The sequence below is a fragment of the Pseudogemmobacter humi genome, from assembly GCF_900609055.1.
GTDB lineage: Bacteria > Pseudomonadota > Alphaproteobacteria > Rhodobacterales > Rhodobacteraceae > Pseudogemmobacter > Pseudogemmobacter humi.
Map to the genome: position 1 here is coordinate 31,428 of NZ_UXAW01000086.1, position 24,328 is coordinate 55,755.

Consider the following 24,328-nt stretch of genomic DNA (forward strand, 5'->3'; position numbering starts at 1 on the left):
ATAGGAAAATCCTTCCTACTCTCAAGGCCCGGGTTCAGCAATGCTTAAGCGTGATCCGGCAGAGTCGGCGGCGGAAGTCAGTGAAGCGGGGATCTGCGATGTTTCTCAAACGTGTCGAAGGGCCACGACAGGTCACTTTGCCTGACGGCTCGGTGCTGAGCCGGGCCGATCTGCCCTCGTCGCAGACGCGACGCTGGGTTGCCAGCCGCAAGGCGGTGGTGGTGCGTGCGGTGCAGCACGGGCTGATCACCGAGGAGGAGGCGCGCGAACGCTATGCGCTGTCCGAGGAAGAGTTCGGCCTCTGGCGCAGCGCGGTGGAGACCCATGGCGAAAAGGCCCTGAAGGTCACGGCAATACAAAAATACAGACAACTTTAGATTGTATTGCGGCGGCGCTCTGCCAAAGTAACTCCGCATTAACCAGTGCCTGCCAGGGTCGTTAACGAAGATGACCTGCCGTCAGGCGCCCGAGCGGAGATTTGAGAATGCGCATATTGCTTGTCGAAGACGATCCAGCCACGTCGCGCAGCATCGAACTGATGCTGACCCATGCCAATCTGAACGTCTATTGCACCGATATGGGTGAGGACGGGATCGATCTCGCAAAACTTTACGATTACGACCTTATTTTGCTGGATCTGAACCTGCCGGACATGAGCGGGCATGAGGTTCTGCGCCAGATCCGTCTCGCCAGGGTGGAAACGCCGATCCTGATCCTGTCGGGCTCGGACGATACCGAAAACAAGCTGCGCGGCTTTGGCTTCGGCGCCGACGATTATCTGACCAAGCCGTTCCACCGTGAGGAATTGGTGGCGCGGATCCATGCGATCATCCGCCGCTCCAAGGGTCACAGCCAGTCGATGATCCGCACCGGCGCGATCACGGTCAACCTGGACGCGAAAACCGTCGAGACCGAGGGCCGGCCGATCCATCTGACCGGCAAGGAATACCAGATGCTCGAACTGCTCTCGCTCAGGAAGGGCACCACGCTGACCAAGGAGATGTTCCTCAATCACCTTTACGGCGGCATGGATGAGCCCGAGCTCAAGATCATCGACGTTTTCATCTGCAAATTGCGCAAGAAACTGGCCGAGGCCACCGGCGGCGACAATTACATCGAGACGGTCTGGGGCCGCGGCTATGTGCTGCGCGATCCGGTGGGCGGCAAGGCCGCTGGCCAGATGGCGGCCAGCGCCTGATCTGTTGCCTGATCGCGGGTGGCTGGCGCGAAAGCCGCGAATCGGTCCGGTTGCGGATGAAAATGTTGCGTTTCCGGGGCGGTCTTACAGGGCGTTTCTGCCGCTTTACCTCGCCTGTCGCCCCGCCTAGGTTCTGAGCTTCAGCGCGGGGCCGGAGGGGGCGATGGAAGCCAGAGCGATCGAGACATTGACCGAGGCCGAGGCCCGCGAAGAACTGGCCGAACTTGCGGGCAAAATCGCGGAAGCGAACCGCGCCTATCATACCGAGGACGCACCGGAGATCTCAGACGCGGAATATGACGCGCTGAAACGCCGCAATGCGGAGATCGAGGCGCGGTTTCCGGCGCTGAAACGCGAGGACAGCCCCTCGGATCAGATCGGCGGGGCGGTGGCCGAGGGATTCGGCAAGGTCACGCACCGGATCGCGATGCTGAGTCTCGAGAACGCCTTCGCCGAAGAGGATGTGGCGGATTTCGACGAAAGGCTGCGCAACTTCCTCAACCATCCCGGCCCGCTGCATTACACCGCCGAGCCGAAGATCGACGGGCTGTCGCTGTCCCTGCGCTACGAGGACGGCCTGCTGGTCCAGGCCGCGACCCGGGGCGATGGCACGACAGGTGAGAATGTCACCGCAAATGCCCGCACGATAACGGATATTCCCGGGCGCGTGTCCGGCGCGCCGAAGGTGATGGAGGTGCGCGGCGAGGTCTATATGTCGCATGCCGATTTCGCCGCGCTGAACGCGCGCCAGACTGAGGCGGGCGAGAAGATTTTCGCGAACCCCCGGAACGCCGCCGCCGGCAGCCTGCGCCAGCTCGATGCGACGATCACCGCGAGCCGCCCGCTCAGGTTCTTCGCCTATGCCACCGGGGAGTTGTCGGAACCGCTCGCCACCACCCAGTCGGGCGTGATCGCCCGGCTTGGCGCGCTTGGTTTTCAGACCAACCCGCTCACCGTGCTCTGCGACGGGCCGCAGGAGATGCTGGCGCAGTATCGGCGGATCGAGCAGAGCCGCGCCAGCCTCGGCTATGACATCGACGGCGTGGTCTACAAGGTCGAGGATCTGGCGCTCCAGGCCCGGCTCGGGTTCCGCTCCACCACGCCCCGCTGGGCGATCGCGCATAAATTCCCCGCCGAACTGGCCTGGACGAGGCTTGAGGCGATCGACATCCAGGTCGGCCGCACCGGCGCGCTCTCGCCGGTGGCGCGGCTGACGTCGGTCACAGTGGGGGGCGTGGTGGTGTCGAACGCGACGCTGCATAATGAAGACTATATCCAGGGCCGCAGCTCGGACGGGACCGAGATCCGCGGCGGCAAGGATATCCGCATCGGTGATTGGGTCCAGGTCTACCGCGCGGGTGACGTGATCCCGAAAGTGGCGGATGTCGATCTGTCGCAACGGCCCGGGGGCGCGCAGCCCTGGATCTTCCCCGAGACCTGCCCGGAATGCGGCAGCCCGGCGATTCGCGCTCCGGGCGATTCGGTGCGCCGCTGCACCGGCGGGCTGATCTGCCCGGCGCAGAGGATGGAGCGGCTGAAGCATTTCGTCAGCCGCAACGCCTTCGACATCGAGGGGCTGGGCGCGAAACAGATCGAGATGTTCTACCGCGACACCGATCTTCCGGTGCAGACGCCTGCGGATATTTTCACGCTGAAACAAAGGGATGCCGAAAATCTGCCCAAGCTGGAGAACCGCGACGGGTTCGGGCGGACCTCGGTCAGGAAACTTTTCGCCGCCATTGATGAGCGTCGGACCATCGCTTTCGAGCGGTTCCTCTTCGCGCTCGGCATCCGCGATGTGGGCGAGGTGGCGGCACGCGATCTTGCGCGGCATTACGGCTCCTGGTCCGCGCTGATCGCGGCGGTGGATGCCGCTTACCCGGCGGCGCTGCGCCAGATCGCGGCGGATGAGGCGGCGGCAGACGAACGCGCCGCCGCGGCCCAGGAAGGCCGCCGCGCCCAGGTCGCCAGGGCCCGCGCCGCGATATGGGAGGCCGAACCGCCGTTGCCCGAAGCGGCGCTTCCGGCCTGGAGCGAACTTTTGTCGATCGACGGGGTGGGCGGCGTGCTGGCGGTTTCGCTGGTTACGGCACTCGCGCCCGGAAGCCATGAGCGGGACGCGGTCGAGGCGCTGGTGACTGAACTGCGCGAGATCACCCCCCCGGCGGCGCGCGCCAGCGAAAGCCCGGTCGCGGGGCTGACGGTGGTTTTCACCGGCACGCTGGAGAAGATGACCCGGGCCGAGGCCAAGGCCCGGGCCGAGGCGCTTGGCGCCAAGGTCGCGGGCAGCGTCTCGGCGAAGACCGATCTGCTGGTGGCGGGGCCGGGAGCGGGGTCCAAGGCGAAGGATGCCGGGAGGCTGGGGGTGAAGATGATCGACGAGGATGCCTGGCTCGCGCTGATCGGGCAGGGCTGAATGAGCCGGCCCGAGATCCTCTTTCCGCTCTTCGCGGGGCTGGAGACGCTGGATGGCGTCGGCGCGAAAACCGCGAAGGCCTTCGAGGGGCTGGAGGTCACGCGCCCGAAGGATCTGCTCTGGCTGCTGCCTTACTCGGGGGTGGACCGCGGCCTGCGCGCGGGCATCCGCGACTATGTGCTGCCGGCGGTGGCGACGCTGAATCTGGAGATCGGCGCCCATGTGCCGCCCCGGCGCAAGGGTGGGCCGCTGGTGGTCCATACGAATGACGACAATGGCGACGCCCTGGATCTGGTGTTCTTCCACGCCCGCGGCGACTATATCGCGCGGATGCTACCGACGGGCGAGCGGCGCATCGTCTCAGGGAAAGCCGAGGCGGGGGATTATGCGGTCAGGATCGTGCATCCCGATTACATGCTGCGCCCCGAGGAGGCCGCAACCCTGCCGGAATGGGAACCGGTCTATCCGCTGACCGCCGGGATCAGCCAGAAACTGGTGCAGAAGGCGGTGGCGTCCGTGCTGCCGCGGGTGCCGGAACTGCCGGAATGGATCGACGGGCCGCTGAAGGCGCGCGAGGGCTGGCCCGACTGGCATCAGGCTCTGCACCTCGTCCGCAATCCGAAAAGCGCCACCGACCTGGCGCCCTCGGCCCCCGGGCGGGCGCGGCTGGCCTATGACGAGCTGTTCGCGCATCAGCTGACGCTCTCGCTCGCGCGCCAGGTGATGCGGCGCGGCAAGGGGATGCAGAGCCAGGGCGACGGGCGGCTGCGCGAGCGGCTGCTGGCGGCGCTGCCCTATGCGCCCACCGGCGCGCAGACCCGCGCGCTGCATGAGATTGCCGGAGATATGGCCGGGCCGCTGCGGATGAACCGGCTGCTTCAGGGCGATGTCGGCGCCGGCAAGACGCTGGTCGCGCTGATGGCGCTGGCGATCGCGGTCGAGGCGGGCGGGCAGGGTGTGTTGATGGCGCCCACGGAAATCCTCGCCCGCCAGCATCTGGAGGGGCTGGCGCCGCTGGCCCTAAGCGCCGGGATCCGGCTGGAGATCCTGACCGGCCGCGACCGCGGGGCGGAGCGTGTGGCGAAGCTGAAGGCGCTGGCGGCGGGGGAAATCGACGTGCTCCTTGGCACCCATGCGGTGTTCCAGAAAGATGTGGAATTCCGCGACCTGCGCCTTGCGGTGATCGACGAGCAGCACCGTTTCGGCGTGGCGCAACGGATGGAGCTCGGCGCCAAGGGCCAGGCGGCGGATGTGCTGGTGATGACCGCGACGCCGATCCCGCGCAGCCTGGCTTTGGCCTCTTACGGCGATATGGATGTCTCGGTGCTGGACGAGAAGCCGCCGGGCAGGAAGCCGATCCGCACCGCGATGGTCTCGACCGCGCGGATCGACGAGGTGGTGGCCCACCTGGCTGAGGCCATCGCCGGGGGGCGTCAGGCCTATTGGGTCTGCCCGCTGGTCGAGGAAAGCGAGCTGGTCGATCTGACCTCGGCGGTCGAGCGGTTCGGCCAGTTGCGTGCCGCTCTGGGTGAGGGGCGCGTCGGCCTCGTCCACGGACAGATGCCGCCCGCCGAGAAGGACGCGGCCATGGCGCGGTTCGTTTCGGGCGAGACCAGCGTGCTTGTCGCGACCACGGTGATCGAGGTCGGCGTCAACGTGCCCAACGCCTCGATCATGGTGATCGAGCGGGCCGAGAATTACGGCCTCGCGCAGTTGCACCAGTTGCGCGGGCGGGTGGGGCGCGGCACGGCGGATTCGACCTGCCTGCTGCTCTACCAGGCGCCGCTGACCGAGAGCGCCGAGCGGCGGCTGAAGGTGATCCGCGACACCGAGGACGGCTTCCGCATTTCCGAGGAAGATCTCGCGATACGCGGCGCGGGCGATCTGATCGGCACCGCGCAATCGGGCCTGCCGCGGTTCCGGGTGGCCGATCTGGAGCGGCAGTCGGCGCTGATGGCGGTGGCGCAGTCCGATGCGCGGCGTCTGCTGGGGGAAGATCCGAAACTGGAAGGCCCGCGCGGACGGGCGGCGCGCAATCTCTTGTGGCTTCTGGACCAGGACCGCGCCATCCGCCTTTTGAGCGTTGGCTGATCCGTTCCTGATGTGATCCCTAATGTTCCTAAAAAGTTCTTTACACGCCGCGATTCGTGTGAGAACAATATGGCAACAAAGACGCGATACCAGAGTGGAGGCCAGAATGATCGCCCGACTGAAAGCCGCCCGTCACAGCGCAGACGCCCGCATGGCCGAGGATGTCCTGGGGGTGATGGCGCTCTTCGCTTTGCTCATCGCTGGTCTGGCTTTGCCCGGTATGGTCTGAGCCCGTTTCGACAGTTTCTGCCTGCGGTCTGTTCCCCAGGCGTGCCCTGCCTTCTGTCCCGATGGCCCCCGATCTGCCAGCCTGATCCGCAGATCGCCCGCACGCCCAGACACGCGCTCCTCCGCCGCCGTCGCAACCCGACGCGCGGCGGTTTTTTTATCGCGCCGCCTCTGCGGCCGCCGCCGCCTCGCAGGCGGCGTCCAGCGCCAGCAGGATCGAGGCATGGCGATTGCGGTAATCGCGGGCCGGGATCAGCACCTCATAGCCGTCGAACGGCGCATCGGGGGCGGGGCCCTGCTGTTTCAGCATCGCCGTCAGCTGGTCGCGGGCACGCTCCAGTTCCGCCCGGCTGCGCCCGATCACCACCTTGCCGAGGATCGCCGCCGAGGCCTGGCCGAGCGCGCAGGCCCGCACGTCCTGGGCGAATTCCGCGACCCGGCCGTCGTGCAGCACCACATCGGCGGTGATCGCCGAGCCGCAGAGCGCCGAGCGCTTCTTCGCGCTGCCCTGGGGGGCCGGCAGCCGCCCGGTCAGCGGAATCCCCGCCGCCAGTTCCAGGATGCGCCCCGAGTAAAGCGAGATCAGATCGCTGTCGCTCATGCCTTGCCCTCCGCTTACGGCTATGTAATCCCGCGTGACGGTCGCGCCAAGGAGAAGCCGATGCCGTTTGACCCCGCAAGCCTGAAATACGACGCGAACGGATTGTTGCCCTGCATCGCCCAGGACCACCGCACGGGCGAGGTGCTGATGCTGGCCTGGATGAACGCGGATGCGGTGGCGAAGACGCTGGAGAGCGGAAGGGTGACCTATTGGTCGCGCTCGCGCCAGGCGTTCTGGATCAAGGGCGAGAGTTCGGGCCATGTGCAGAATCTGGTGGAACTGCGGATCGACTGTGACCGCGACTGCCTGCTGGCGCTGGTCGAACAGCAGGGGCCGGCCTGTCACACCAACCGGCGTTCCTGCTTCTACACCGCTTTGCGCGAGGGCGGGGAAACCGAAATTCTGACGCCGATGGCGTAAGACAAATTCGTTCGAACGAATTTGCAAATTTCTTTGAAGAAATTTGCGCTACAGCCCGACCATCCGGCGGATGTCTGCGGGCGTCGCCCCCTCGGCGCGGTATTTCGCCAGCGCCCTTGCGTCGTCGCGTTTCGCGAGCCTTTTGCCCTGATCGTCGCGGATCAGCCGGTGGTGGTGGTAGATCGGCGTCGGCAGGCCGAACAGGCGTTGCAGGATCACCTGGACGGGCGTGAAGGCGAACAGATCCTCGCCGCGGATCACATGGCTGATGCCCTGGTCGGCATCGTCGAAGGCCGAGGCGAGGAAATAGGCCACGATATCCTCGCCTTTGCGCGACAGCACCACATCGCCGATTTCGCGCAGGGCCAGCGCCGGGTCGATGCGATGGAGCCCCTGATGCGCCGGGCCGGTTTCGGTGAAACCGGGGCTGCCCACCACCCGCAGCGCCGCCGCGAGGTCCAGCCGGAGCGCATCACCCGGGCGGCGGCTGTCCATCCCGCGCCCGCGGCAGGTGCCGGGATAGACCGTGAAGGCGACCCCCTCCTGCGGTGCGGCGAGGGCGGCGCGGATGTCCGAGCGGGTGCAGGAACAGGGATAGAGCAGCCCCCGCGCCGCAAGAGGCTCAAGCCGGGCATTGTAGCTGTCGATATGCTCCGACTGGCGGTGGACCGGCCCGTCCCAGCTCAGCCCCAGCCAGGTCAGATCGTCGAGGATCTGCGCCTCGTATTCCGGCTTGCTGCGCTCAAGGTCGGTGTCCTCCATCCTGAGCAGGAAGCGCCCGCCCGCCGCGCGGGCCATGTCATGGGCAAGAATGGCGGAACAGGCATGGCCCAGATGCAACGGGCCGGTGGGCGAAGGGGCGAAGCGGGTTACGAAAGCCACGCGGTGAACGCCTCTTTCGCGCGGTCGGTATAGGCCTTGTAGCGGTCTTTGCGGCCGCGACGCCCGCCTTTGGCGTCGATCGGGGGGAAGAGGCCGAAGTTGACGTTCATCGGCTGGAAGGTTTTCGCCTCGGCGCCGCCGGTGATATGGGTGATCAGCGCGCCGATGGCGGTTTCGGGCGGTGGCGGGGCGAGGTCGCGCCCCATGATCTCGCCCGCCGCCATCCGGCCCGCGAGCAGGCCCATGGCGGCGGATTCGACATAGCCCTCGACCCCGGTGATCTGGCCGGCGAAGCGGATGTTCGGCCGGCTTTTCAGCCGCATCCGGTCATCGAGCAGCCGGGGCGAGTTGATGAAAGTGTTGCGGTGGATGCCGCCGAGGCGGGCGAAGCCGGCATTCTCAAGCGCCGGAATCATACGAAAAACAGCGGCTTGCGCGGCGTATTTCATCTTGGTCTGGAAGCCGACGATATTGTAGAGCGTCCCGAGCGCATTGTCGCGCCGCAGTTGCACCACAGCGTAAGGCTTGTTCGCCGGGTCGTGGGCATTGGTCAGGCCCACCGGCTTCATCGGACCGTGGCGCAGGGTTTCGCGGCCGCGTTCGGCCATGACCTCGATGGGCAGGCAGCCGTCGAAATAGGGGGTGGGCTTGGGGGAGGACTCAGCTTCGCCCTCGTGGAATTCGGTCTTTTCTGCCGCCAGCAGCGCGTCGATGAAGGCCTCGTATTGCGGCTTGTCCATCGGACAGTTGATATAGGCTTTCTGCTCGGCCTCGGTCTCGCCCTTGTCGTAGCGGCTTTGGCGCCAGGCGACCGACATGTCGATGGTTTCGGCATAGACGATGGGGGCGATGGCGTCGAAAAAGGCGAGGCTGTCAGCGCCGGTCTCGGCCTGAATCGCGCCCGCGAGCGCGCCCGAGGTCAGCGGGCCGGTGGCGATGATCCAGTGGCCGGAGGAGGGCAGGGTGGTAACCTCTTCCGATGCAAAGGAAATCAGCGGATGCGCGCGCAGCCGTTCCGTCACCGCGGCGGAAAACGCCTCGCGGTCCACCGCCAGCGCGCCGCCTGCGGGCAGCCGGTGGCTCCCGGCCATTTCCATGATCAGCCCGCCTGCCGCCCGCATCTCCCAGTGCAAGAGGCCGACGGCATTGCGCTCGTCGTCGTCCGAACGGAACGAGTTCGAGCAGACCATCTCGGCGAAATCGCCGGTGCGGTGCGCGAAGGTGCCGACATTGGGCCGCATCTCGTGCAGGACCACGGGGACGCCCAGTTCGGCCGCCTGCCAGGCGGCCTCGGATCCGGCCATGCCGCCGCCGATGATATGTAGCTGTTCCATGCACGGGATGTAGCGCCGCGCCCCCGACAGATCAACGGGGGCCAGATCAACGGCGGCAGATCGGCGGCTCAGATCAGCGCGATCCGCTCGCGCTGCGCCGCGTCGGGATAGGGGCGGTAGAGCCCGGCATCGACGCTGGCGATCATGCCGTGCATCTGGTCGTAGCGGCGCGCAGCTTCCTCGTCGGCATTGCCGAGATCCGAAAAGGCGCTGTCGAGCGCCCCGAGCCCCGCCAGTTCGATCTCCAGCAGGAAATCGGTATGGGCGCCCGCAGCGAGGCCCAGCTTGCGCCGCATCAGCCGCCAGCCGGTCACCAGACCCCGGGCGCGCAAATGCTGCATCCAGGCCTCGGTTGCGGCGGCGAAGGACAGGGCCCGCGCCTCGGGGCGCAGTTCGATCAGGCAATGATAGAGATTCATCCGTTTCTCCCTTCGCGGGGACAGTGAAACAGACGGAGGTTAGCGCGGGGTTAAGCGCTGCCGCTCGCGCGCGGTGAAAGCTGCAGGGTCCGCGATATCAGCCCCCAGAGCCCGGGCTTTCAGAAAGAACCCCGGCGCGGGCAGGCCGTCGCCCAACCGCGACCGGCACAGAGCGGCGCGGAAGGGGCGGCCCGATGCGGCATCCTCTTCCATCAGAGCCTCAAGCGCGCCGGTCAGTTCCACTATCCGCAGGCCCAGATCCCGGGCCAGCGCGCCGTAGCTCACCGTCTCGCCCGCCGCGGCCAGAGCCGCGAGCCGGGCCGGGAGCGCGTCACTCGCCGTCATCGCCCTGTTCGGCCACCCGCGCGACCGAGACCACCTGCTCCTCGCCGCGCGTGTTCAGCACCCGCACGCCGCCCGCCGAGCGCGAGCGGAAGCTGATCTGGTCCACCGGCACCCGGATCGACTGGCCCGACGAGGTCGCCAGCATGATCTGATCCGACATTTCCACCGGGAACGAGGCCACCAGCGGCCCGCCGCGCATCGCCTTGTCCATCGCCATCACGCCCTGGCCGCCGCGCCCGCGCACCGGATAGCCGTGCGAGGACGAGAGCTTCCCGGTGCCGCCCGCGGTGATGGTCAGGATCAGATCCTCGGCCGCCGACATCTCGGCATAGCGCTCGGTCGAAAGCTGTCCGGCGGCGACGGTTTCCTCGTCGTCATCGGCTTCGGCGTCGTCCTCGATGGCGCCCGCCATCAGGCGGCGCTGCTTAAGATAGGCCTCGCGCTCTTCGGGCGTGGCCTCGAAATGGCGGATGATCGACATCGAGACCACCCGGTCGGCGCCGCTCAGCCGGATGCCGCGCACCCCGGTCGAGCCGCGCGATTTGAACACCCGGATCTCGGTCGTCGGGAAGCGGATCGCGCGGCCAAGCGCGGTGACCAGCATCACATCGTCGTTCTCGTCGGCGATGGCGGCGTTCACCAGCGTCACGCCCTCGGGCAGTTTCATCGCGATCTTGCCGTTGCGCATGACATTGGTGAAGTCCGAGAGGTCGTTCTGCCGCACGTCGCCGTCCGAGGTGGAGAACACGATCTGAAGATCGTCCCATTCCGTCTCGGGCACGTCCACCGGCATCAGTGCGGCGATGGAAACGCCCGGCTCGATCGGCAGGATATTGACGATCGCCTTGCCTTTGGCGGTGCGACCGGCCACCGGCAGCCGCCAGGTCTTGAGCTTGTAGACCATGCCGGTCGTCGTGAAGAACAAGAGCCAGGTATGCGTATTCGCTACGAAAAGCGTAGTGACGACATCGTCTTCCTTGGTCTGCATCGAGGCAAGACCCTTGCCGCCGCGGTTCTGCTGGCGGAACTCGGCCAAAGGCGTGCGCTTGATGTAGCCGCCCGAGGTGATGGTCACGACCATATCCTCGCGCTCGATCAGATCCTCGTCGTCGAGATCGCCTTCCCAATCGGCGATCTGGGTGCGGCGCGGCACGGCGAACTGGGTCTTCACCTCGGTCAACTCATTCGAGATGATCGCCATGATCCGCTCGCGTGAGGACAGAATATCGAGGTAATCCTTGATCTTAGCCGCCAGTTCTTCCAGCTCGTCGGTAACTTCCCGCACCCCGAGCGCGGTCAGCCGTTGCAGCCGCAGCTCAAGGATCGCGCGAGCCTGGGCCTCGGAGAGGTTGTAGGTGCCGTCCTCGTTCATCTTGTGGGTCGGATCGTCGATCAGCCGGATGTAGCCGGCGATGTCATGCGCGGGCCAGCGCCGCGTCATCAGCCGGTCCCGCGCCTCGGCCGGGTCCGAGGACGAGCGGATCGTCGCCACCACCTCGTCGACGTTCGAGACCGCTACCGCGAGGCCGCAGAGGATATGGCTGCGCTCGCGAGCCTTGCGCAGCTCAAAGGCGGTGCGCCGCGCGATAACTTCCTCGCGGAAAGTTATGAAATGGCTCAGGAAATCTCGCAAGGTCAGTGTCTCTGGCCGCCCGCCGTTCAAAGCCAGCATGTTGCAGCCGAAATAGACCTGCATCGGGGTGAACCGATAAAGCTGGTTCAGGACCACATCGGGCGTGGCGTCGCGTTTCAGCTCGACCACCACCCGCACGCCCACGCGGTCGGATTCGTCCGCGACCGAGGCGATGCCTTCGATCCGCTTTTCGCGCACCGCCTCGGCGATCTTCTCGATCATCGAAGCCTTGTTCACCTGATAGGGGATCTCATCGACGATGATCGCCCAACGGTCTTTGCGCAATTCCTCGATATGGGTTTTGGCCCGGATGATCACCGAGCCGCGCCCCTCAAGATAGGCCTTCCTCGCGCCCGAGCGCCCAAGGATCAGCCCCCCGGTCGGAAAATCCGGCGCCGGAACGATTTCCATGAGTGTTTCCATGGAGATATCGGGATTTTCTATCATAGCGAGCGTGGCATCCACCACCTCGCCCAGGTTGTGCGGCGGGATGTTGGTCGCCATGCCCACGGCGATGCCGCCGGCGCCGTTGACCAGCATGTTCGGGAACCGCGCCGGCAGAACGGTCGGCTCGCGGTCCTTGCCGTCGTAATTGTCCTGGAAATCGACGGTGTCCTTGTCGATATCGGCCAGCAGATAGGCGGCGGGCTTGTCCATCCGCACTTCGGTATAGCGCATCGCCGCCGGCATATCGCCGTCCATCGAGCCGAAATTCCCTTGTCCATCAAGGAGTTTCAGCGACATGCTGAAGGGCTGCGCCATCCGCACCAGCGCGTCGTAGATCGAACTGTCGCCATGGGGGTGGTATTTCCCCATCGTATCGCCGACCGGACGGGCCGATTTGCGATAGGGCTTGTCATGGGTGTTGCTGCTCTCGTGCATCGCAAACAGCACGCGGCGGTGCACCGGCTTCAGCCCGTCGCGCAGATCAGGGATGGCGCGGCTTACGATCACGCTCATCGCGTAATCGAGATAGGCGGTGCGCATCTCCTGGGCGATATCCACCTGCGGGCCGTGATAGACCGGCTTCTCCGGGGTTTCGCCTGCGTTTTCAATATCTTCGGGGATGTCCGTCACGGTCTGCTCTCTCTGGCCTGTCAGGGCCGCATCTGGGGCCTGGATCCGGTTGCGCGCAGACTACACCATACCAGGGGTGGGGTGCAATGGCGGGCGGTCCCGCTGTCAGCAGCCATGCGGGATGAGTGACAATCAAATGAAATCATTGAGAAATTTTTCACATATGTCATGATTCACTCAGGGGAGAGTGAAAGGAGGAAACCCCATGCAGGAAAGCGAGACCGGCCTGATGCTGAAAGGCTACGGGCTGACGACGGCGGAGATCTTCTACCGGATGCCCGATTACCGCTCGGTGCTGAACACATTCGTCTGGCAGCAATACGATCTGGCGCCGGATTACCCCGAACTGTTCCGCTTCATCGAGTTCTGGCAGGAGAATATCGAGGGGCCGCTGCATTCGGTGCGCTTCACGCATCGCAAGCTGATCGGCCCGGCGGAATGGCGCAATGTGACGGGCGAGTTCCGCCTGCACTGAAGGGTTGCGAAGGCCCCTGGCCGGGCGTATGGCGCGGGGATGAGCCGCATCGAACGCCCCGCACGCGCCCTGACCGGGTCCGGCGACCTGATCCGCGAGGGTCTGGCCGCGTCCGGGGACCGCGCGATGCTGGATGCGGTGGCCGGGGCCTTCCGTATCCGCATCAGCCCGGAGATGGCGGCGCTGCCGGCGGAAGGCGTGCGGGCGCAGTTCGTGCCGCAGGCGGCTGAGCTCGGGGTGCTGCCCGAGGAACTCGCCGATCCGATCGGTGATGACGCGCATCGCCCGGTGCAGGGGCTGACGCATCGTTACCCCGACCGGGTGATCCTGCACGCGACCCAGACCTGCGAGGTCTATTGCCGCTTCTGCTTCCGGCGCGAGGCGGTGGGAGAGGCGGGCGCCCTGGCCGAGGCGGAATTCGCGAAAGTGCTGGACTATCTGCGCGCCCATCCGCAGATCCACGAGGTGATCCTGACCGGCGGCGATCCGATGGTGCTCTCGGTGCGGCGGCTGAAGGATATGCTCGACCGGCTGGCGGCAATTCCTTCTGTCCAGGTGATCCGCTTCCATACCCGGATCCCGGTGGTGGCGCCCGGGAAGATCACAGCCGCTCTGGTCGCGGCCCTCGACATCCGCCCGGCGGTCTGGGTCGTGGTCCACACCAATCACCCGGGAGAGATCACCCCCGAGGCCGAGGCCGCCTTCCGGCGCCTGACCCGCGCCGGGGTGCCGCTGCTGTCGCAGACGGTGCTGCTGAAAGGCGTCAACGCCGATCCCGATACGCTGGAGGCGCTGTTCCGCGCCCTGATCCGCAACCGGGTGAAGCCATATTATCTGCACCACCCGGACCTTGCCAAAGGCACCGCGCATTTCCGTCTGCCGATCAGCGAGGGTCAGAAGATCGTGGCAGCCCTGCGCGGCCGGATCTCGGGCACGGCGCTGCCAGCCTATATCCTCGACATCCCCGGCGGCCATGGCAAGGTGCCGATCGGCCCGGAGTATCTGGAGCCGCAGCCGGACGGCGGCTGGATCGTCACCGACCCGCAGGGCCGGCGCCATTCCTACCGGGATCTCTGAGAGGCACCCGCCGGGGGTTTCACACCCCCGGACCCCCGTGGGATATTTAAGGACAGAAAATAGGGAAAGCCGATTACACTTATTTTCTGTCTGAAAATATCCTCGGGGGTCCGGGGGCAGACAGCCCCCGGCGGCTGGCCGCAGGGTGTGGCGGGGGTCATTTCGCCCGCGTCGGCCGGTCGAAGACTTTCTTCCCCATCAGGCTGCCGACCAGATCCACCATCAGCCGCGCGGTCATGCCCCGGTCGTCGAGGAAGGGGTTCAGCTCCACGAGGTCCAGCGAGCTCACAAGGCCGGATTCGTGCAGCAACTCCATCACCAGATGCGCCTCGCGGAAGGTGGCGCCGCCGGGAACCGTGGTGCCGACCGCGGGCGCGATAGACGGGTCGAGGAAATCCACGTCGAGGCTGACGTGCAACAGGCCGTTCCCGGCCCGCACCCTGTCGAGAAATTCGCGCAAGGGTGCCACGATGCCGCGCTCGTCTATCACCCGCATGTCGTTGATCGCGATGTCGCGTTCCTGCATCGCCGCCTGTTCGCCGGGATCGACCGAGCGGATGCCGAACATGCAGATCCGCTCGGCCGGGACCGGCGCGGGGAAGGGCGGGAAGGCGTCGAACCCGTCGCGGCCGTTGATATAGGCCAGGGGTGTGCCGTGCAGGTTGCCCGAAGTGGTGGTCAGCGGCGTGTGGAAATCGGAATGCGCGTCGAGCCAGAGCAGGAACAGCGGCCGTCCGGCACGCAGGGCGTGGCGCGCGGCCCCCGCGGCCGATCCGAGCGCCAGCGAGTGATCGCCGCCCATCACGATGGGAAAGCCGCCTGCGGTCAGCGCCTCTTCCACCGCGGCGCTGATCGTCTGCGTCCAGGCCACGGTCTCGGGCAGCCGGTCCACCGCCGGATTGGCGCAGCTGACCCCGGGCAGGGGCCCCGGCGCCAGATCGCCGGCGTCGGTGACCTCATGCGCTTCGGAGGCGATCTCGCGCGCGAGCCCGGCCACCCGGTAGGCGGCAGGCCCCATCAGGCAGCCGGCCCGGCGCTGGCCGGAATCGACGGGGGCGCCGATGAGAATGATACGGGTCATGGTCTCTCCTTCCCACAGAGGCCGAGACTAGCGCCCCGCCGTCCGCGCGGCCAGAGCCGCGAATTTCCGCGGCGGATGCGCGCAGCCCGCAGGTCGGATGTGTGGAACCCATTGGATTCGGGCGCGGCGCGGGGTTAAACTGGCGGGCGGTATGGAGAGAGCCAGATGATAATCGAGCTGGGGCATTTCGCCCTGATCCTTGCGTTGATGATGGCGGTGGTGCAGGCGGTTCTGCCGCTCTGGGGGGCGCAAAGGGGCAATGCCGTGCTGATGGCGGTGGCGGCACCCGCGGCGGTGGCGCAGTTCGCGCTGGTCGCCTTCGCCTTCGGGGCGCTGACCTGGGCTTTCGTCACCTCGGATTTCTCGGTGGCGCTGGTGGTGGGCAATTCCCATACGCTGAAGCCGATGCTCTACAAGATCTCGGGCACCTGGGGGAACCATGAGGGCTCGCTCTTGCTGTGGGCGCTGATCCTCGCGCTGTTCGGAGCCTCGGCGGCCTGGTTCGGCGCTGGTCTGCCCGAGCGGCTTCGCGCGCGGGTGATCGCGGTTCAGGGGTTGATCGGCGTGGCTTTCCTTGCGTTTCTGCTGTTCACCTCGAACCCGTTCCTGCGTATGGCAGTGCCGCCGATGGACGGGCGCGACCTCAATCCGCTGTTGCAGGACCCCGGCCTCGCCTTCCATCCGCCCTTCCTCTACCTCGGCTATGTCGGGCTTTCGATGTCGTTCAGCTTCGCCATCGCCGCCTTGATCGAGGGCCGGATCGACGCCGCCTGGGCGAGGTGGGTGCGGCCCTGGACGCTGGCCGCCTGGGTCTTTCTGACCATCGGCATCGCTCTGGGATCCTGGTGGGCCTATTACGAGCTGGGCTGGGGCGGGTTCTGGTTCTGGGATCCGGTCGAGAACGCCAGTTTCATGCCCTGGCTCCTGTCGGCAGCGCTTTTGCATTCCGCCATCGTGGTCGAGAAACGCGAATCGCTGAAAAGCTGGACGATCCTGCTGGCCATCCTCGCCTTCGGTTTCTCGCTGATCGGCACTTTCATCGTGCGTTCGGGCGTGATCACCAGCGTTCACAGTTTCGCCAACGACCCCGAGCGCGGGGTGTTTATCCTGGCGATCCTGGCGTTCTTCACCGGCGGCGGGCTGCTTCTCTACGCCTTCCGCGCCAGCGCCATGGAGGCGCGTGGGGTCTTCGGTCTGGTCAGCCGCGAAAGCGCGCTGGTGGCGAACAACATCCTGCTTGCGGTCGCGGCCTTCGTGGTCTTCGTCGGCACGCTCTGGCCGCTGTTTGCGGAACTGCTTCTGGGCCGGGTGATGTCGGTGGGCGAGCCCTTCTTCAACGCCGCCTTCACGCCGTTCTTCGTGGCGCTGGCGGTGATCCTGCCCCTGGGCGCGATGCTTGCGTGGAAGCGGGGCGATCCGGGTCGGGTGAGCGCGCAGCTTGCGCCCGCCGCGCTGGCGGCGCTGGCGGCAGCGGTGCTTTCTGTCGCCGTCGTGCAGGGCCAGGGCATGGCGGCGCTGGCGGTACTGCTGCCCGCGGGCGCGGTTCTGGCGCTGGCCTGGCGGCGGTTCCCGGCGCGGCTGCGCAGCCATCTGCCGCTGATCGTGCTGGCGATCGGCGTTGTGGGCTTCCTGTTCGCCATTCAGACCGGGCGTTCGGCGCTCGGGCCGATGGGGGTGCTGATCGGATCCTGGGTGGTGTTCGGCGCGCTGACCGACCTGTGGTCGCGCACCGGGCGCGGCGCCGACCGGCTCGGTCGCCTCATGCGTCTGCCGCGCGCCGACTGGGGCAAGGCGGTGGCCCATGCCGGCGTCGGCGTGGTGATCTTCGCCGTCGCCGCCATGCTGGCCTGGAAGACCGAGGTGATCACTGTGGTCGACCGCGGCGAGTTCTTCGACCTCGGCCCCTACCGGGTGCAGCTTGCCGAGGTGCGCGAGGAACGAGGGCCGAACTATTTCTCGACCATGGCCGAAATGGTGGTCACGCGCGGCGGCGCCCATGTCGTCACGCTCTACCCCGAAAAACGGGTCTATCCGGTCCAGGCCATGCCCACGACCGAGGCCGCCATCGACTACGGCGCTTTGCGCGACCTCTACCTGGTGATCGGCGATCCGCAGGAGGGCGGGGGCTGGGCGGTGCGCGCCTATATCGAGCCTTTCGCCAACTGGCTCTGGGCGGGCTGTCTGATGATGGCCTTCGGTGGCCTGATCAGCCTCTCGGACCGGCGCTACCGCATCGCGGCGGGCGCGCGCAAAGCGGCCCCCGCGCGCGGAGTGCCCGCGGAATGAGAGCGCTGGCCCTTTGCCTGTCGCTGATCCTCGCCACCCCTGCGCTGGCGGTGCAGCCCGATGAGATGCTCGCGGATCCCGGGCTGGAGGCCCGCGCCCGGATGATCTCGCGCGAGATCCGCTGCCCGGTCTGCCAGGGCGAGAGCATCGACGATTCCAACGCGCAGATCAGCCGCGATCTGCGGCTGATCATCCGCGAACGGCTGGTCGCGGGCGACACCAACCAGGAAGTGATCGACTTCGTGGTGGATCGTTACGGCGAATTCGTGCTGTTCAACCCGCGCGCCACCGGGTGGAACTGGGTGCTCTGGCTGGCCGGCCCGGCGATGCTGGTCGTCGCGGGGGGCGGCGTGTTCCTCGCCCTGCGCCGCCGCAGCGCCGCGCCCGAGGACCGGCTCTCGGCCGAAGACGAAGCCCGGCTGCGCGAGTTGCTGAAGGACTGACGCGGCGTCCGGCTTGCGCCCCGGCTTTGCCCCCGCCAGTCTCGCGGCAAAGACGGGGGATGGCATGGATTACGAGACGATCGGCTTCGATCTGGCGGAAGGGGTGGCGACGCTTACCCTGAACCGCCCCGGGGTGATGAACGCGCTTTCGGCGCAGATGCGGGCGGACCTGCTCGACGCGCTGACCCGGGCGGCGGTGCAGGCGCGCTGCATCGTGCTGACCGGGGCGGGCCGCGCCTTCTGCTCGGGCCAGGATCTCCAGGACGCGAAAGACATCGCCGCTGTGGATTTCGAGACCATCCTGAACGCCGAATACGTCCCCCTCCTGCGCGCGATCACCGAGGCCCCGGTGCCGGTGATCGCCGCCGTCAACGGCGCTGCGGCCGGGGCGGGGGCAAATCTGGCTCTGGCCTGTGATGTGGTGATCGCGGCGGAAAGCGCCGCCTTCATCCAGGCCTTCACCCGCATCGGGCTGATCCCCGACGCGGGCGGCACCCACTGGCTGCCGCGTCAGATCGGCCTCGCCCGCGCCATGGGCGCCGCGCTCTTCGCGGACAAGATCACCGCCCGCCAGGCCGAGGCCTGGGGGATGATCTGGGAGGCCGTCCCAGACGCCGAATTCGCCGCTACCGTGGCGGCCCGCGCCGCGCATCTGGCGAGCGGCCCCACACTCGCCTACCGCGCGCTGAAACAGGCGATGCGGGCGAGTTTCGATCTCGACCTCGATGGCGCGCTGGCACTGGAAGCCCGGCTCCAGGGCGAGTGCGGCCGCTCGGAAGACTTCCGCGAAGGCGTCGCGGCGTTTCTGGAAAAACGCGTGCCCCGGTTCAGGGGGGCGTGAGGCGGCGGATCAGATCATCGCCCGAGCGGAACCAGACGCCGCCGCTCCGGCTGTTCAGATGAACGCCGCCCGCCCAGCGATCGATGCCGTTCGCCCCGACGGCATTGCGCCTGCCCGCAAGGTAATCCGCCCCCGCCGCGGTCAGATGGTATTCGCCGCCCTGGACCGGCCCGGGATCTTCGCGCAGCGTCAGGGCCGGCGCGGGCAGCCGGGGATCAGCCATCTGCCGCAGGCGGTGGAACAGCGGCAGATCGGCGAATAGCCGCCCGCGCGCGAGCCCCGCGCCCATGACATGGCCGACGATCCGCGCCGCCTCGCTGCGCCCGGCCGCCACTTCCTGCAACAAGAGCCGGTCCGCGAGATCCAGCCCGCTCGCCAGGTCGGGATAAGCCTCAAGGATGGCCTGCAAGCCACGATCCAGCCAGGGCAGGCCGGGAACCGACGCACCTTGCCGACATGCCGCCGCCAGAAGCCCCGGATCCGGCGCCGTCACCGTGCGCCACAGATGCCGCAGCGCTCCGGCGATTTCGGGCGAACAGGGCAGAGGATCGGGCCGCAGGCTGCGCAGCGCCTCCAGGTTCATCAATGCCAGCGCATCCCGGGGTGATGGCGCGGGAAACTGCCGGATGGCGATGCGATCCGGGGCAACGCCCTGCGACAGGGCGGCATCAACCAGGCCGATCAGAAAAAGCTGCTCGCGCGCCGCGCCGCCGGTCCAGATTTCGACGCGCTCCGCACCGGAGAGCGGTGGCCAGAGCGGCCGGGCCGCCGCATCCGGGATCATTTGCCGCCAATACCGCAGCCGCGCCCGCCGCAACTCGCGGGAATCCCGCGTCTGCGGCAACGGTCCGATGGTGAGATCTTCTGCGAAACCACAGACCCTGACGCCTCCGCCTTTCCCGAGGATCCGGCGGATGGCACGCCTCGAATGCGGGTCGGGAGTGACGACGAGCCTGCGTCCCATCCTGCACTCCCGGTTGCCCTCACGCCCCCCGCGACAAAGCCGCCACCCCGGTGCGGGCGATCTCCTTCAGCCCGAGCGGGCGCAACAGCTCCGCAAAGGCGTCGATCTTGTCCGGCGTGCCGGTCATCTCGAAGACGAAGCTTTCCAGCGTCGAATCCACCACCCTGGCGCGGAAGATCTCGCACAGCCGCAGGGCCTCGATCCGCGCCTCGCCCTTGCCGACCACCTTCAGCAGCGCCAGTTCGCGCTGCACGCTCGGCCCTTCGGCGGTCAGATCATGGACCGCATGCACCGGCACCATGCGCGAAAGCTGCGCCTCGATCTGGTCGATCACCGCGGGCGTGCCGCGCGTCACGATGGTGATGCGCGAGCGGTGGCCGGTATGGTCCACCTCGGCGACGGTCAGGCTGTCGATATTGTAGCCGCGCCCCGAGAAGAGCCCGATCACGCGCGCCAGAACCCCCGGCTCGTTCTCGACGATCACCGCCAGCGTATGGCTTTCCTCGGCCTGGGCATGGCTGTCGCGCAGATCATAGGCGGAATGGCTCGACGAGCCGCGTTTGATGTTGAGGGCGGACATGCGCCTCTCCCTTTCTCATTTTCTGTCTGAAAATATCCCACGGGGGTCCGGGGGTGTGAAACCCCCGGTCCGCCGCCTCAAACCAAAACCGCGCCCGAACGGAACGCCTCGGCATCGGCCGACAAGAGCATCTCGTTATGCGGCTTGCCGCTCGGGATCATCGGGAAGCAGTTCTCGTGCTTTTCCACGAGGCAGTCGAAGATCACCGGCCCGTCGTAGCGGATCATCTCAAGGATCGCATCGTCCAGATCCTTCGGATCGGTGACTCGCAGCCCCTTGCAGCCGAAAGCCTCGGCCAGTTTCACGAAATCGGGCAGACTCTCGCTCCAGGAATGCGAGTAACGCTCGCCATGCAGGAGCTCCTGCCACTGGCGCACCATGCCGAGGCGCTCGTTGTTGAGGATGAACTGCTTCACCGGCGCGCGGAACTGCATCGCGGTGCCCATTTCCTGCATGTTCATCAGCCAGGACGCCTCTCCGGCCACGTTGATCACCAGCGCCTGCGGATGGGCGATCTGCACCCCGACAGAGGCCGGCAGACCGTAGCCCATCGTGCCGAGGCCGCCCGAGGTCATCCAGCGGTTCGGCTCGTCGAAATGCAGGAACTGCGCCGCCCACATCTGATGCTGGCCCACCTCGGTGGTGATGTAGCGGTCTATCCCCTTCGTCAGCGCTTCCAGCCGTTGCAGGGCATATTGCGGTTTGATCGTCGCGGCGGAGGGCTGATAGGCCAGACAATCGACTTTCCTCCAGGCGTCGATCTGCGCCCACCATTTCGCCAGGGCTTCCTTGTTGACCTTGCGCCCGCGCGCCTTCCAGATCTTCAGCGCATCCTCCAGCACATGGCCGACGTCGCCAATAATCGGCAGATCGACCCGGATCACCTTGTTGATCGAAGAGGGGTCGATATCGACATGCACCTTCTTCGAGCGCGGCGAGAAATCCGCCACCCGCCCGGTGATCCGGTCGTCGAACCGCGCGCCGATGTTGATCATCAGATCGCAGTCGTGCATCGCCAGATTGGCCTCGTAAAGCCCGTGCATCCCCAGCATGCCGAGCCAGCTCTTCCCGCTCGCCGGATAGGCGCCCAGGCCCATCAGGGTCGAGGTGATGGGGAATCCGGTCGCATCGACGAATTCGCGCAGAAGCTGGCTTGCCGCCTTGCCCGAGTTGATCACGCCGCCGCCGGTGTAGAACACCGGCCGCTCGGCGGTCTCCATCATCTCGACGAGGCGCGTTACCGCTTCGGTGTCGCCCTTCACCTTCGGCTGGTAATGCGAGACTTTCGCCTTTTCCGGCGCGGTATAGCTGCCGGTGGCGAATTGCACATCCTTGGGAATGTCGATCAGCACCGGGCCGGGGCGGCCGGACCGGGCGACATGGAAGGCCTGGTGGATGGTTTCCGACAGTTTCTCGGTCTCTTTCACCAGCCAGTTCATCTTGGTGCAGGGCCGGGTGATGCCGACGGTATCGGCCTCCTGGAAGCCGTCGGTCCCGATCATGAAGGTCGGCACCTGGCCCGACAGAACCACGATCGGGATCGAATCCATCAGCGCGTCGACCAGACCCGTCACCGCATTGGTCGCCCCCGGGCCCGAGGTCACCAGCGCCACGCCCACCTTGCCGGTCGAGCGGGCATAGCCCTCGGCCATATGGATCGCGCCCTGTTCGTGGCGCACGAGGATGTGGCGGATGTCGTTTTGCTGGAAAATCTCGTCATAGATCGGAAGGACGGCGCCGCCGGGGTAGCCGAACACCACCTCGACCCCCTGATCCTTCAGGGCCTGAACCACCATCTTCGCGCCGGTTATCGTCTTCATCTTCCGTCCTCTCGCCGCCCGATGCGGCCCGCAGTCAAAAACAAAAAGCCCCCGAGGATCACTTCGGGGGCGCATGGGGTTTCTGTAGGGCTGCCGTTACCGGCCCATGCGCCTTTCCCCGACGACTACAAGAAGCAATTCCATCATCTTCCTCATGGCGTTCCCGGCGCGTGAAATCGGCTTCCCGCGCGGTCAGGCCGGAAATTAGGCAAGCGCCCGGGGGGCGTCAACCGCAAATCGGTATGAAAAGTGTCGCAGGGGTGGCGAAAATCGTAACTTTCTTTCGGAAGGGGCCTGGGATGGGAAGGATTCCGCAAACCGGCCCCGCTGCCCGGGCCCGGTTGCGGGCTCAGTCGCGGGGGACGCGGGCCTCGGGCAGGCTGATGCGGGCGACCTGTTCGGCGATCGGATCGACCGAGAGCGGATGCAGCTCGGCGCTGTGTCCGGCGGGATCGCCGATCGGCACCCACTGGCCGCCCTTGTAGATTTCCAGCGCATCGAACCCGGCCTTGTAGCCCATCTTGCGGCTGCCGGGCACCCAGTAGCCCAGGTAGACATAGGGCAGCCCGGCCTCGCGGGCGATGGCGATATGATCGAGGATGATATGGCTGCCCAGCGAGCGCGCCGTCAGATCCGGATCGTAGAAGGAATAGACCATCGACAGACCGTCGTCGAATACGTCGGTCAGACAGACTGCGGTCAGGATGCGGTCCGCCTCGTCGCGCCGCCGCGGGTCCGGGGGCGGGGCCGTGCCGCAGGGCCGGCTGTATTCGATCACCCGCGAGCGGATCGGCGTCTCCTCGATCATCGCGGCGAATTCGAAAATATCCATGTCGGCCATGCCGCCATCGGCGTGGCGGTGATCGAGATAGCGGCGGAACAGGTGGAACTGGTCCTCGGTCGCCCAGGGGCTGGTGGCGTTGCGCACCAGATCCTCGTTCTTCTTCAGGATCCGGCGCTGCGTGCGCGAGGGCGCGAAATCCGCCACCCGGATCCGGGCCGAGAGGCAGGCCGAACATTCCGCGCAGGAGGGGCGGTAAAGCACGTTCTGGCTGCGTCGGAAGCCCTGTTTCGACAAGGCGTCGTTCAGCTTCTGCGCGTGATCGCCCTGAAGCGCGGTGAACAGCTTGCGCTCCATCCGCCCCTCCAGATAGGGGCAGGGCTGCGGAGCCGTCACATAGAATTGCGGTGCGATAGGCAGAGTATGGCGCATCGGTCCGTGGGCGCTGAGGGACGGGATCTTCGGGGCGGGGTCTGCTTTCGTCTGGCTGCTCGTCCGGGTCATGTTGCCGGACGGGTCGTCGGGGTTTCCGCGCGGGAGCCTAACAAGGCAACCGCCTTCCGCCAAGAGGCGAGTTGCAACCCGGGCAGTTGCCCGGATTTCGCGCCGGATCCTGACGAAACCGGGGGTTCCCGCCGTGAGCAGGGCGTAAAGCGCGCGCAAAGCTGCAACGAAAACGCCCCGGCGGGGCCGGGGCGTGAAGGTGTCACGTGAAGGGATCGGGGGCAGGGATCAGTGTTCGCCGCGGCGGGGCTCGTCTCCGGCCGGGGTCTCGTCGCCGGTGGGGGCGGTGGCCACGTCACGGGCGCGTTCTTCCATGAAATGGTCGAACTCCTGTTTGTCGCGGGCGTCGCGCAGCCGGCGCAGGAAGCTCTCGAAAGCGTCCTGTTCCTCTTCCAGCCGGCGCAGGGTGTCGGCCTTGTAGCTGTCGAAGGCCGCATTGCCGGTGTGGCGGTGCATGCCGTGGCCGAAGCTGTGGCCGCGGTGGCGGCAGGTTTTTCCGAACATCTGTTTCCCCCAGATCATCCAGGCCAGGATCACAAGGCCGAGTGGAGCGAAGATCACGAATCCCGCGACCATCGCGGCGATCCAGGCCCATGTGCCACGGGCGTCGAGCCAGGCATCGGCCCGGCGAAGCGCGGAACGTATCGCGCCGCCGCGATGCGGGCGGGTGTGGAAATCGGCGGTGCTGTTCATTCCAGGAAATCTCCCCTGCCGGATGATGTGAAGCATGTTTACATATCGCAAGATGAGGCAGTCGAAGCCCTGTTTCAAGGGGGTATGTGAATTCTTTTTACATGCCGTCTTTCCGGGGGCCGGACGGGGCGCCGGTTTT

Annotated in this window: 23 protein-coding genes; 11 read left to right on the top strand and 12 right to left on the bottom strand. The window is 66.6% G+C overall.

Features of this window, described 5'->3' with window-relative positions:
• Positions 1 to 98 precede the first annotated feature (98 nt).
• From sciP to XINFAN_RS22410, 5 genes are all read left to right on the top strand, one after another.
• The gene (gene sciP, locus XINFAN_RS15120) at positions 99 to 377 is read left to right on the top strand and encodes a CtrA inhibitor SciP (RefSeq protein WP_124087701.1); all 279 of its coding nucleotides are present in this window, start codon (positions 99 to 101) and stop codon (positions 375 to 377) included.
• A gap of 107 nt (positions 378 to 484) precedes the next feature.
• Positions 485 to 1,198, top strand: a complete 714-nt coding sequence (gene ctrA / locus XINFAN_RS15125; RefSeq protein ID WP_124087702.1) for a response regulator transcription factor CtrA — start codon at positions 485 to 487, stop codon at positions 1,196 to 1,198.
• A 163-nt stretch (positions 1,199 to 1,361) separates the two neighbouring features.
• Entirely contained in the window at positions 1,362 to 3,614 is a 2,253-nt protein-coding gene (gene ligA / locus XINFAN_RS15130) for an NAD-dependent DNA ligase LigA (protein ID WP_124087703.1), read from the top strand.
• Positions 3,615 to 5,705, top strand: coding sequence for an ATP-dependent DNA helicase RecG (gene recG, locus XINFAN_RS15135; protein WP_124087704.1), 2,091 nt, complete (start codon positions 3,615 to 3,617; stop codon positions 5,703 to 5,705). It begins immediately after the preceding gene.
• A gap of 106 nt (positions 5,706 to 5,811) precedes the next feature.
• Positions 5,812 to 5,934 carry a hypothetical protein gene (locus XINFAN_RS22410; RefSeq protein WP_267898356.1) on the top strand — a complete coding sequence of 41 codons (123 nt, stop codon included), beginning with the start codon at positions 5,812 to 5,814 and terminating at the stop codon, positions 5,932 to 5,934.
• Between the two features lie 156 nt (positions 5,935 to 6,090).
• Here XINFAN_RS22410 and XINFAN_RS15140 read toward each other — a convergent pair whose 3' ends face one another.
• Entirely contained in the window at positions 6,091 to 6,534 is a 444-nt protein-coding gene (locus XINFAN_RS15140; RefSeq protein ID WP_124087705.1) for an iron-sulfur cluster assembly scaffold protein, read from the bottom strand.
• 60 nt (positions 6,535 to 6,594) lie between these two features.
• On the opposite strand from XINFAN_RS15140, the gene hisI reads away from it, so the two are divergent.
• Positions 6,595 to 6,954 (top strand): phosphoribosyl-AMP cyclohydrolase, encoded by a 360-nt coding sequence (gene hisI, locus XINFAN_RS15145; RefSeq protein WP_124087706.1) that lies wholly within the window; start codon positions 6,595 to 6,597, stop codon positions 6,952 to 6,954.
• Positions 6,955 to 7,002: 48 nt separating this feature from the next.
• Here hisI and gluQRS read toward each other — a convergent pair whose 3' ends face one another.
• The 5 genes from gluQRS to gyrA all read right to left on the bottom strand — a co-directional run bounded on the left by gluQRS (position 7,003) and on the right by gyrA (position 12,644).
• A complete protein-coding gene (gluQRS, locus tag XINFAN_RS15150) occupies positions 7,003 to 7,836 on the bottom strand; it encodes a tRNA glutamyl-Q(34) synthetase GluQRS (RefSeq protein ID WP_124087707.1) in 834 nt (277 codons plus the stop codon).
• A complete protein-coding gene (gene trmFO, locus XINFAN_RS15155; RefSeq protein WP_124087708.1) occupies positions 7,824 to 9,170 on the bottom strand; it encodes a methylenetetrahydrofolate--tRNA-(uracil(54)-C(5))-methyltransferase (FADH(2)-oxidizing) TrmFO in 1,347 nt (448 codons plus the stop codon). The genes gluQRS and trmFO overlap by 13 nt, the downstream gene beginning before the upstream one ends.
• A gap of 68 nt (positions 9,171 to 9,238) precedes the next feature.
• Entirely contained in the window at positions 9,239 to 9,589 is a 351-nt protein-coding gene (locus XINFAN_RS15160; RefSeq protein ID WP_124087709.1) for a DUF6614 family protein, read from the bottom strand.
• A 39-nt stretch (positions 9,590 to 9,628) separates the two neighbouring features.
• Positions 9,629 to 9,934 (bottom strand): hypothetical protein, encoded by a 306-nt coding sequence (locus XINFAN_RS15165; protein WP_124087710.1) that lies wholly within the window; start codon positions 9,932 to 9,934, stop codon positions 9,629 to 9,631.
• Positions 9,921 to 12,644, bottom strand: coding sequence for a DNA gyrase subunit A (gyrA, locus tag XINFAN_RS15170; RefSeq protein ID WP_124087711.1), 2,724 nt, complete (start codon positions 12,642 to 12,644; stop codon positions 9,921 to 9,923). Before gyrA ends, XINFAN_RS15165 begins: the two co-directional genes overlap by 14 nt.
• Positions 12,645 to 12,849: 205 nt before the next feature.
• On the opposite strand from gyrA, the gene XINFAN_RS15175 reads away from it, so the two are divergent.
• Both XINFAN_RS15175 and XINFAN_RS15180 read left to right on the top strand, forming a co-directional pair.
• Positions 12,850 to 13,119 carry an usg protein gene (locus XINFAN_RS15175; protein ID WP_124087712.1) on the top strand — a complete coding sequence of 90 codons (270 nt, stop codon included), beginning with the start codon at positions 12,850 to 12,852 and terminating at the stop codon, positions 13,117 to 13,119.
• Positions 13,120 to 13,158: 39 nt separating this feature from the next.
• A complete protein-coding gene (locus XINFAN_RS15180) occupies positions 13,159 to 14,196 on the top strand; it encodes a lysine-2,3-aminomutase-like protein (protein ID WP_124087713.1) in 1,038 nt (345 codons plus the stop codon).
• Positions 14,197 to 14,353: 157 nt separating this feature from the next.
• Here the strand turns inward: XINFAN_RS15180 and rocF are convergent, their stop codons facing one another.
• Entirely contained in the window at positions 14,354 to 15,277 is a 924-nt protein-coding gene (gene rocF / locus XINFAN_RS15185; RefSeq protein WP_124087714.1) for an arginase, read from the bottom strand.
• A 165-nt stretch (positions 15,278 to 15,442) separates the two neighbouring features.
• Between rocF and XINFAN_RS15190 the strand changes: the two genes are divergently transcribed.
• The 3 genes from XINFAN_RS15190 to XINFAN_RS15200 all read left to right on the top strand — a co-directional run bounded on the left by XINFAN_RS15190 (position 15,443) and on the right by XINFAN_RS15200 (position 18,847).
• Complete coding sequence (locus XINFAN_RS15190) at positions 15,443 to 17,563, top strand: heme lyase CcmF/NrfE family subunit (protein WP_124087715.1); 2,121 nt, start codon at positions 15,443 to 15,445, stop codon at positions 17,561 to 17,563.
• Positions 17,560 to 18,006 (top strand): cytochrome c-type biogenesis protein, encoded by a 447-nt coding sequence (locus XINFAN_RS15195; RefSeq protein ID WP_124087716.1) that lies wholly within the window; start codon positions 17,560 to 17,562, stop codon positions 18,004 to 18,006. Before XINFAN_RS15190 ends, XINFAN_RS15195 begins: the two co-directional genes overlap by 4 nt.
• A gap of 64 nt (positions 18,007 to 18,070) precedes the next feature.
• Entirely contained in the window at positions 18,071 to 18,847 is a 777-nt protein-coding gene (locus XINFAN_RS15200; RefSeq protein ID WP_124087717.1) for an enoyl-CoA hydratase-related protein, read from the top strand.
• On the opposite strand, the gene XINFAN_RS15205 is transcribed toward XINFAN_RS15200, so the two are convergent.
• The 5 genes from XINFAN_RS15205 to XINFAN_RS15225 all read right to left on the bottom strand — a co-directional run bounded on the left by XINFAN_RS15205 (position 18,834) and on the right by XINFAN_RS15225 (position 24,189).
• Positions 18,834 to 19,811, bottom strand: coding sequence for a DUF1835 domain-containing protein (locus tag XINFAN_RS15205; RefSeq protein ID WP_124087718.1), 978 nt, complete (start codon positions 19,809 to 19,811; stop codon positions 18,834 to 18,836). The genes XINFAN_RS15200 and XINFAN_RS15205 overlap by 14 nt on opposite strands.
• A gap of 19 nt (positions 19,812 to 19,830) precedes the next feature.
• Entirely contained in the window at positions 19,831 to 20,391 is a 561-nt protein-coding gene (gene ilvN, locus XINFAN_RS15210; RefSeq protein WP_124087719.1) for an acetolactate synthase small subunit, read from the bottom strand.
• 77 nt (positions 20,392 to 20,468) lie between these two features.
• Positions 20,469 to 22,211 (bottom strand): acetolactate synthase 3 large subunit, encoded by a 1,743-nt coding sequence (locus tag XINFAN_RS15215; protein ID WP_124087720.1) that lies wholly within the window; start codon positions 22,209 to 22,211, stop codon positions 20,469 to 20,471.
• 349 nt (positions 22,212 to 22,560) lie between these two features.
• A complete protein-coding gene (locus XINFAN_RS15220; RefSeq protein WP_124087721.1) occupies positions 22,561 to 23,424 on the bottom strand; it encodes an arginyltransferase in 864 nt (287 codons plus the stop codon).
• Between the two features lie 300 nt (positions 23,425 to 23,724).
• On the bottom strand, positions 23,725 to 24,189 hold the full coding sequence (locus XINFAN_RS15225; protein WP_124087722.1) for a DUF2852 domain-containing protein: 465 nt from the start codon (positions 24,187 to 24,189) through the stop codon (positions 23,725 to 23,727).
• Between the last annotated feature and the right edge of the window lie 139 nt (positions 24,190 to 24,328).

Excerpts from the sequence above, each read along its gene's own strand:
- XINFAN_RS15200 (WP_124087717.1), top strand. The coding sequence starts at position 18,071 with ATGGATTACGAGACGATCGGCTTCGATCTGGCGGAAGGGGTGGCGACG.
- XINFAN_RS15180 (WP_124087713.1), top strand. The coding sequence starts at position 13,159 with ATGAGCCGCATCGAACGCCCCGCACGCGCCCTGACCGGGTCCGGCGAC.
- ctrA (WP_124087702.1), top strand. The coding sequence starts at position 485 with ATGCGCATATTGCTTGTCGAAGACGATCCAGCCACGTCGCGCAGCATC.
- XINFAN_RS22410 (WP_267898356.1), top strand. The coding sequence starts at position 5,812 with ATGATCGCCCGACTGAAAGCCGCCCGTCACAGCGCAGACGCCCGCATG.
- rocF (WP_124087714.1), bottom strand. The coding sequence starts at position 15,277 with ATGACCCGTATCATTCTCATCGGCGCCCCCGTCGATTCCGGCCAGCGC.
- XINFAN_RS15220 (WP_124087721.1), bottom strand. The coding sequence starts at position 23,424 with ATGCGCCATACTCTGCCTATCGCACCGCAATTCTATGTGACGGCTCCG.
- XINFAN_RS15205 (WP_124087718.1), bottom strand. The coding sequence starts at position 19,811 with ATGGGACGCAGGCTCGTCGTCACTCCCGACCCGCATTCGAGGCGTGCC.
- XINFAN_RS15215 (WP_124087720.1), bottom strand. The coding sequence starts at position 22,211 with ATGAAGACGATAACCGGCGCGAAGATGGTGGTTCAGGCCCTGAAGGAT.
- trmFO (WP_124087708.1), bottom strand. The coding sequence starts at position 9,170 with ATGGAACAGCTACATATCATCGGCGGCGGCATGGCCGGATCCGAGGCC.
- XINFAN_RS15195 (WP_124087716.1), top strand. The coding sequence starts at position 17,560 with ATGAGAGCGCTGGCCCTTTGCCTGTCGCTGATCCTCGCCACCCCTGCG.
- XINFAN_RS15140 (WP_124087705.1), bottom strand. The coding sequence starts at position 6,534 with ATGAGCGACAGCGATCTGATCTCGCTTTACTCGGGGCGCATCCTGGAA.
- XINFAN_RS15165 (WP_124087710.1), bottom strand. The coding sequence starts at position 9,934 with ATGACGGCGAGTGACGCGCTCCCGGCCCGGCTCGCGGCTCTGGCCGCG.
- hisI (WP_124087706.1), top strand. The coding sequence starts at position 6,595 with ATGCCGTTTGACCCCGCAAGCCTGAAATACGACGCGAACGGATTGTTG.
- XINFAN_RS15190 (WP_124087715.1), top strand. The coding sequence starts at position 15,443 with ATGATAATCGAGCTGGGGCATTTCGCCCTGATCCTTGCGTTGATGATG.
- XINFAN_RS15175 (WP_124087712.1), top strand. The coding sequence starts at position 12,850 with ATGCAGGAAAGCGAGACCGGCCTGATGCTGAAAGGCTACGGGCTGACG.
- ligA (WP_124087703.1), top strand. The coding sequence starts at position 1,362 with ATGGAAGCCAGAGCGATCGAGACATTGACCGAGGCCGAGGCCCGCGAA.
- ilvN (WP_124087719.1), bottom strand. The coding sequence starts at position 20,391 with ATGTCCGCCCTCAACATCAAACGCGGCTCGTCGAGCCATTCCGCCTAT.
- sciP (WP_124087701.1), top strand. The coding sequence starts at position 99 with ATGTTTCTCAAACGTGTCGAAGGGCCACGACAGGTCACTTTGCCTGAC.
- recG (WP_124087704.1), top strand. The coding sequence starts at position 3,615 with ATGAGCCGGCCCGAGATCCTCTTTCCGCTCTTCGCGGGGCTGGAGACG.
- XINFAN_RS15225 (WP_124087722.1), bottom strand. The coding sequence starts at position 24,189 with ATGAACAGCACCGCCGATTTCCACACCCGCCCGCATCGCGGCGGCGCG.
- XINFAN_RS15160 (WP_124087709.1), bottom strand. The coding sequence starts at position 9,589 with ATGAATCTCTATCATTGCCTGATCGAACTGCGCCCCGAGGCGCGGGCC.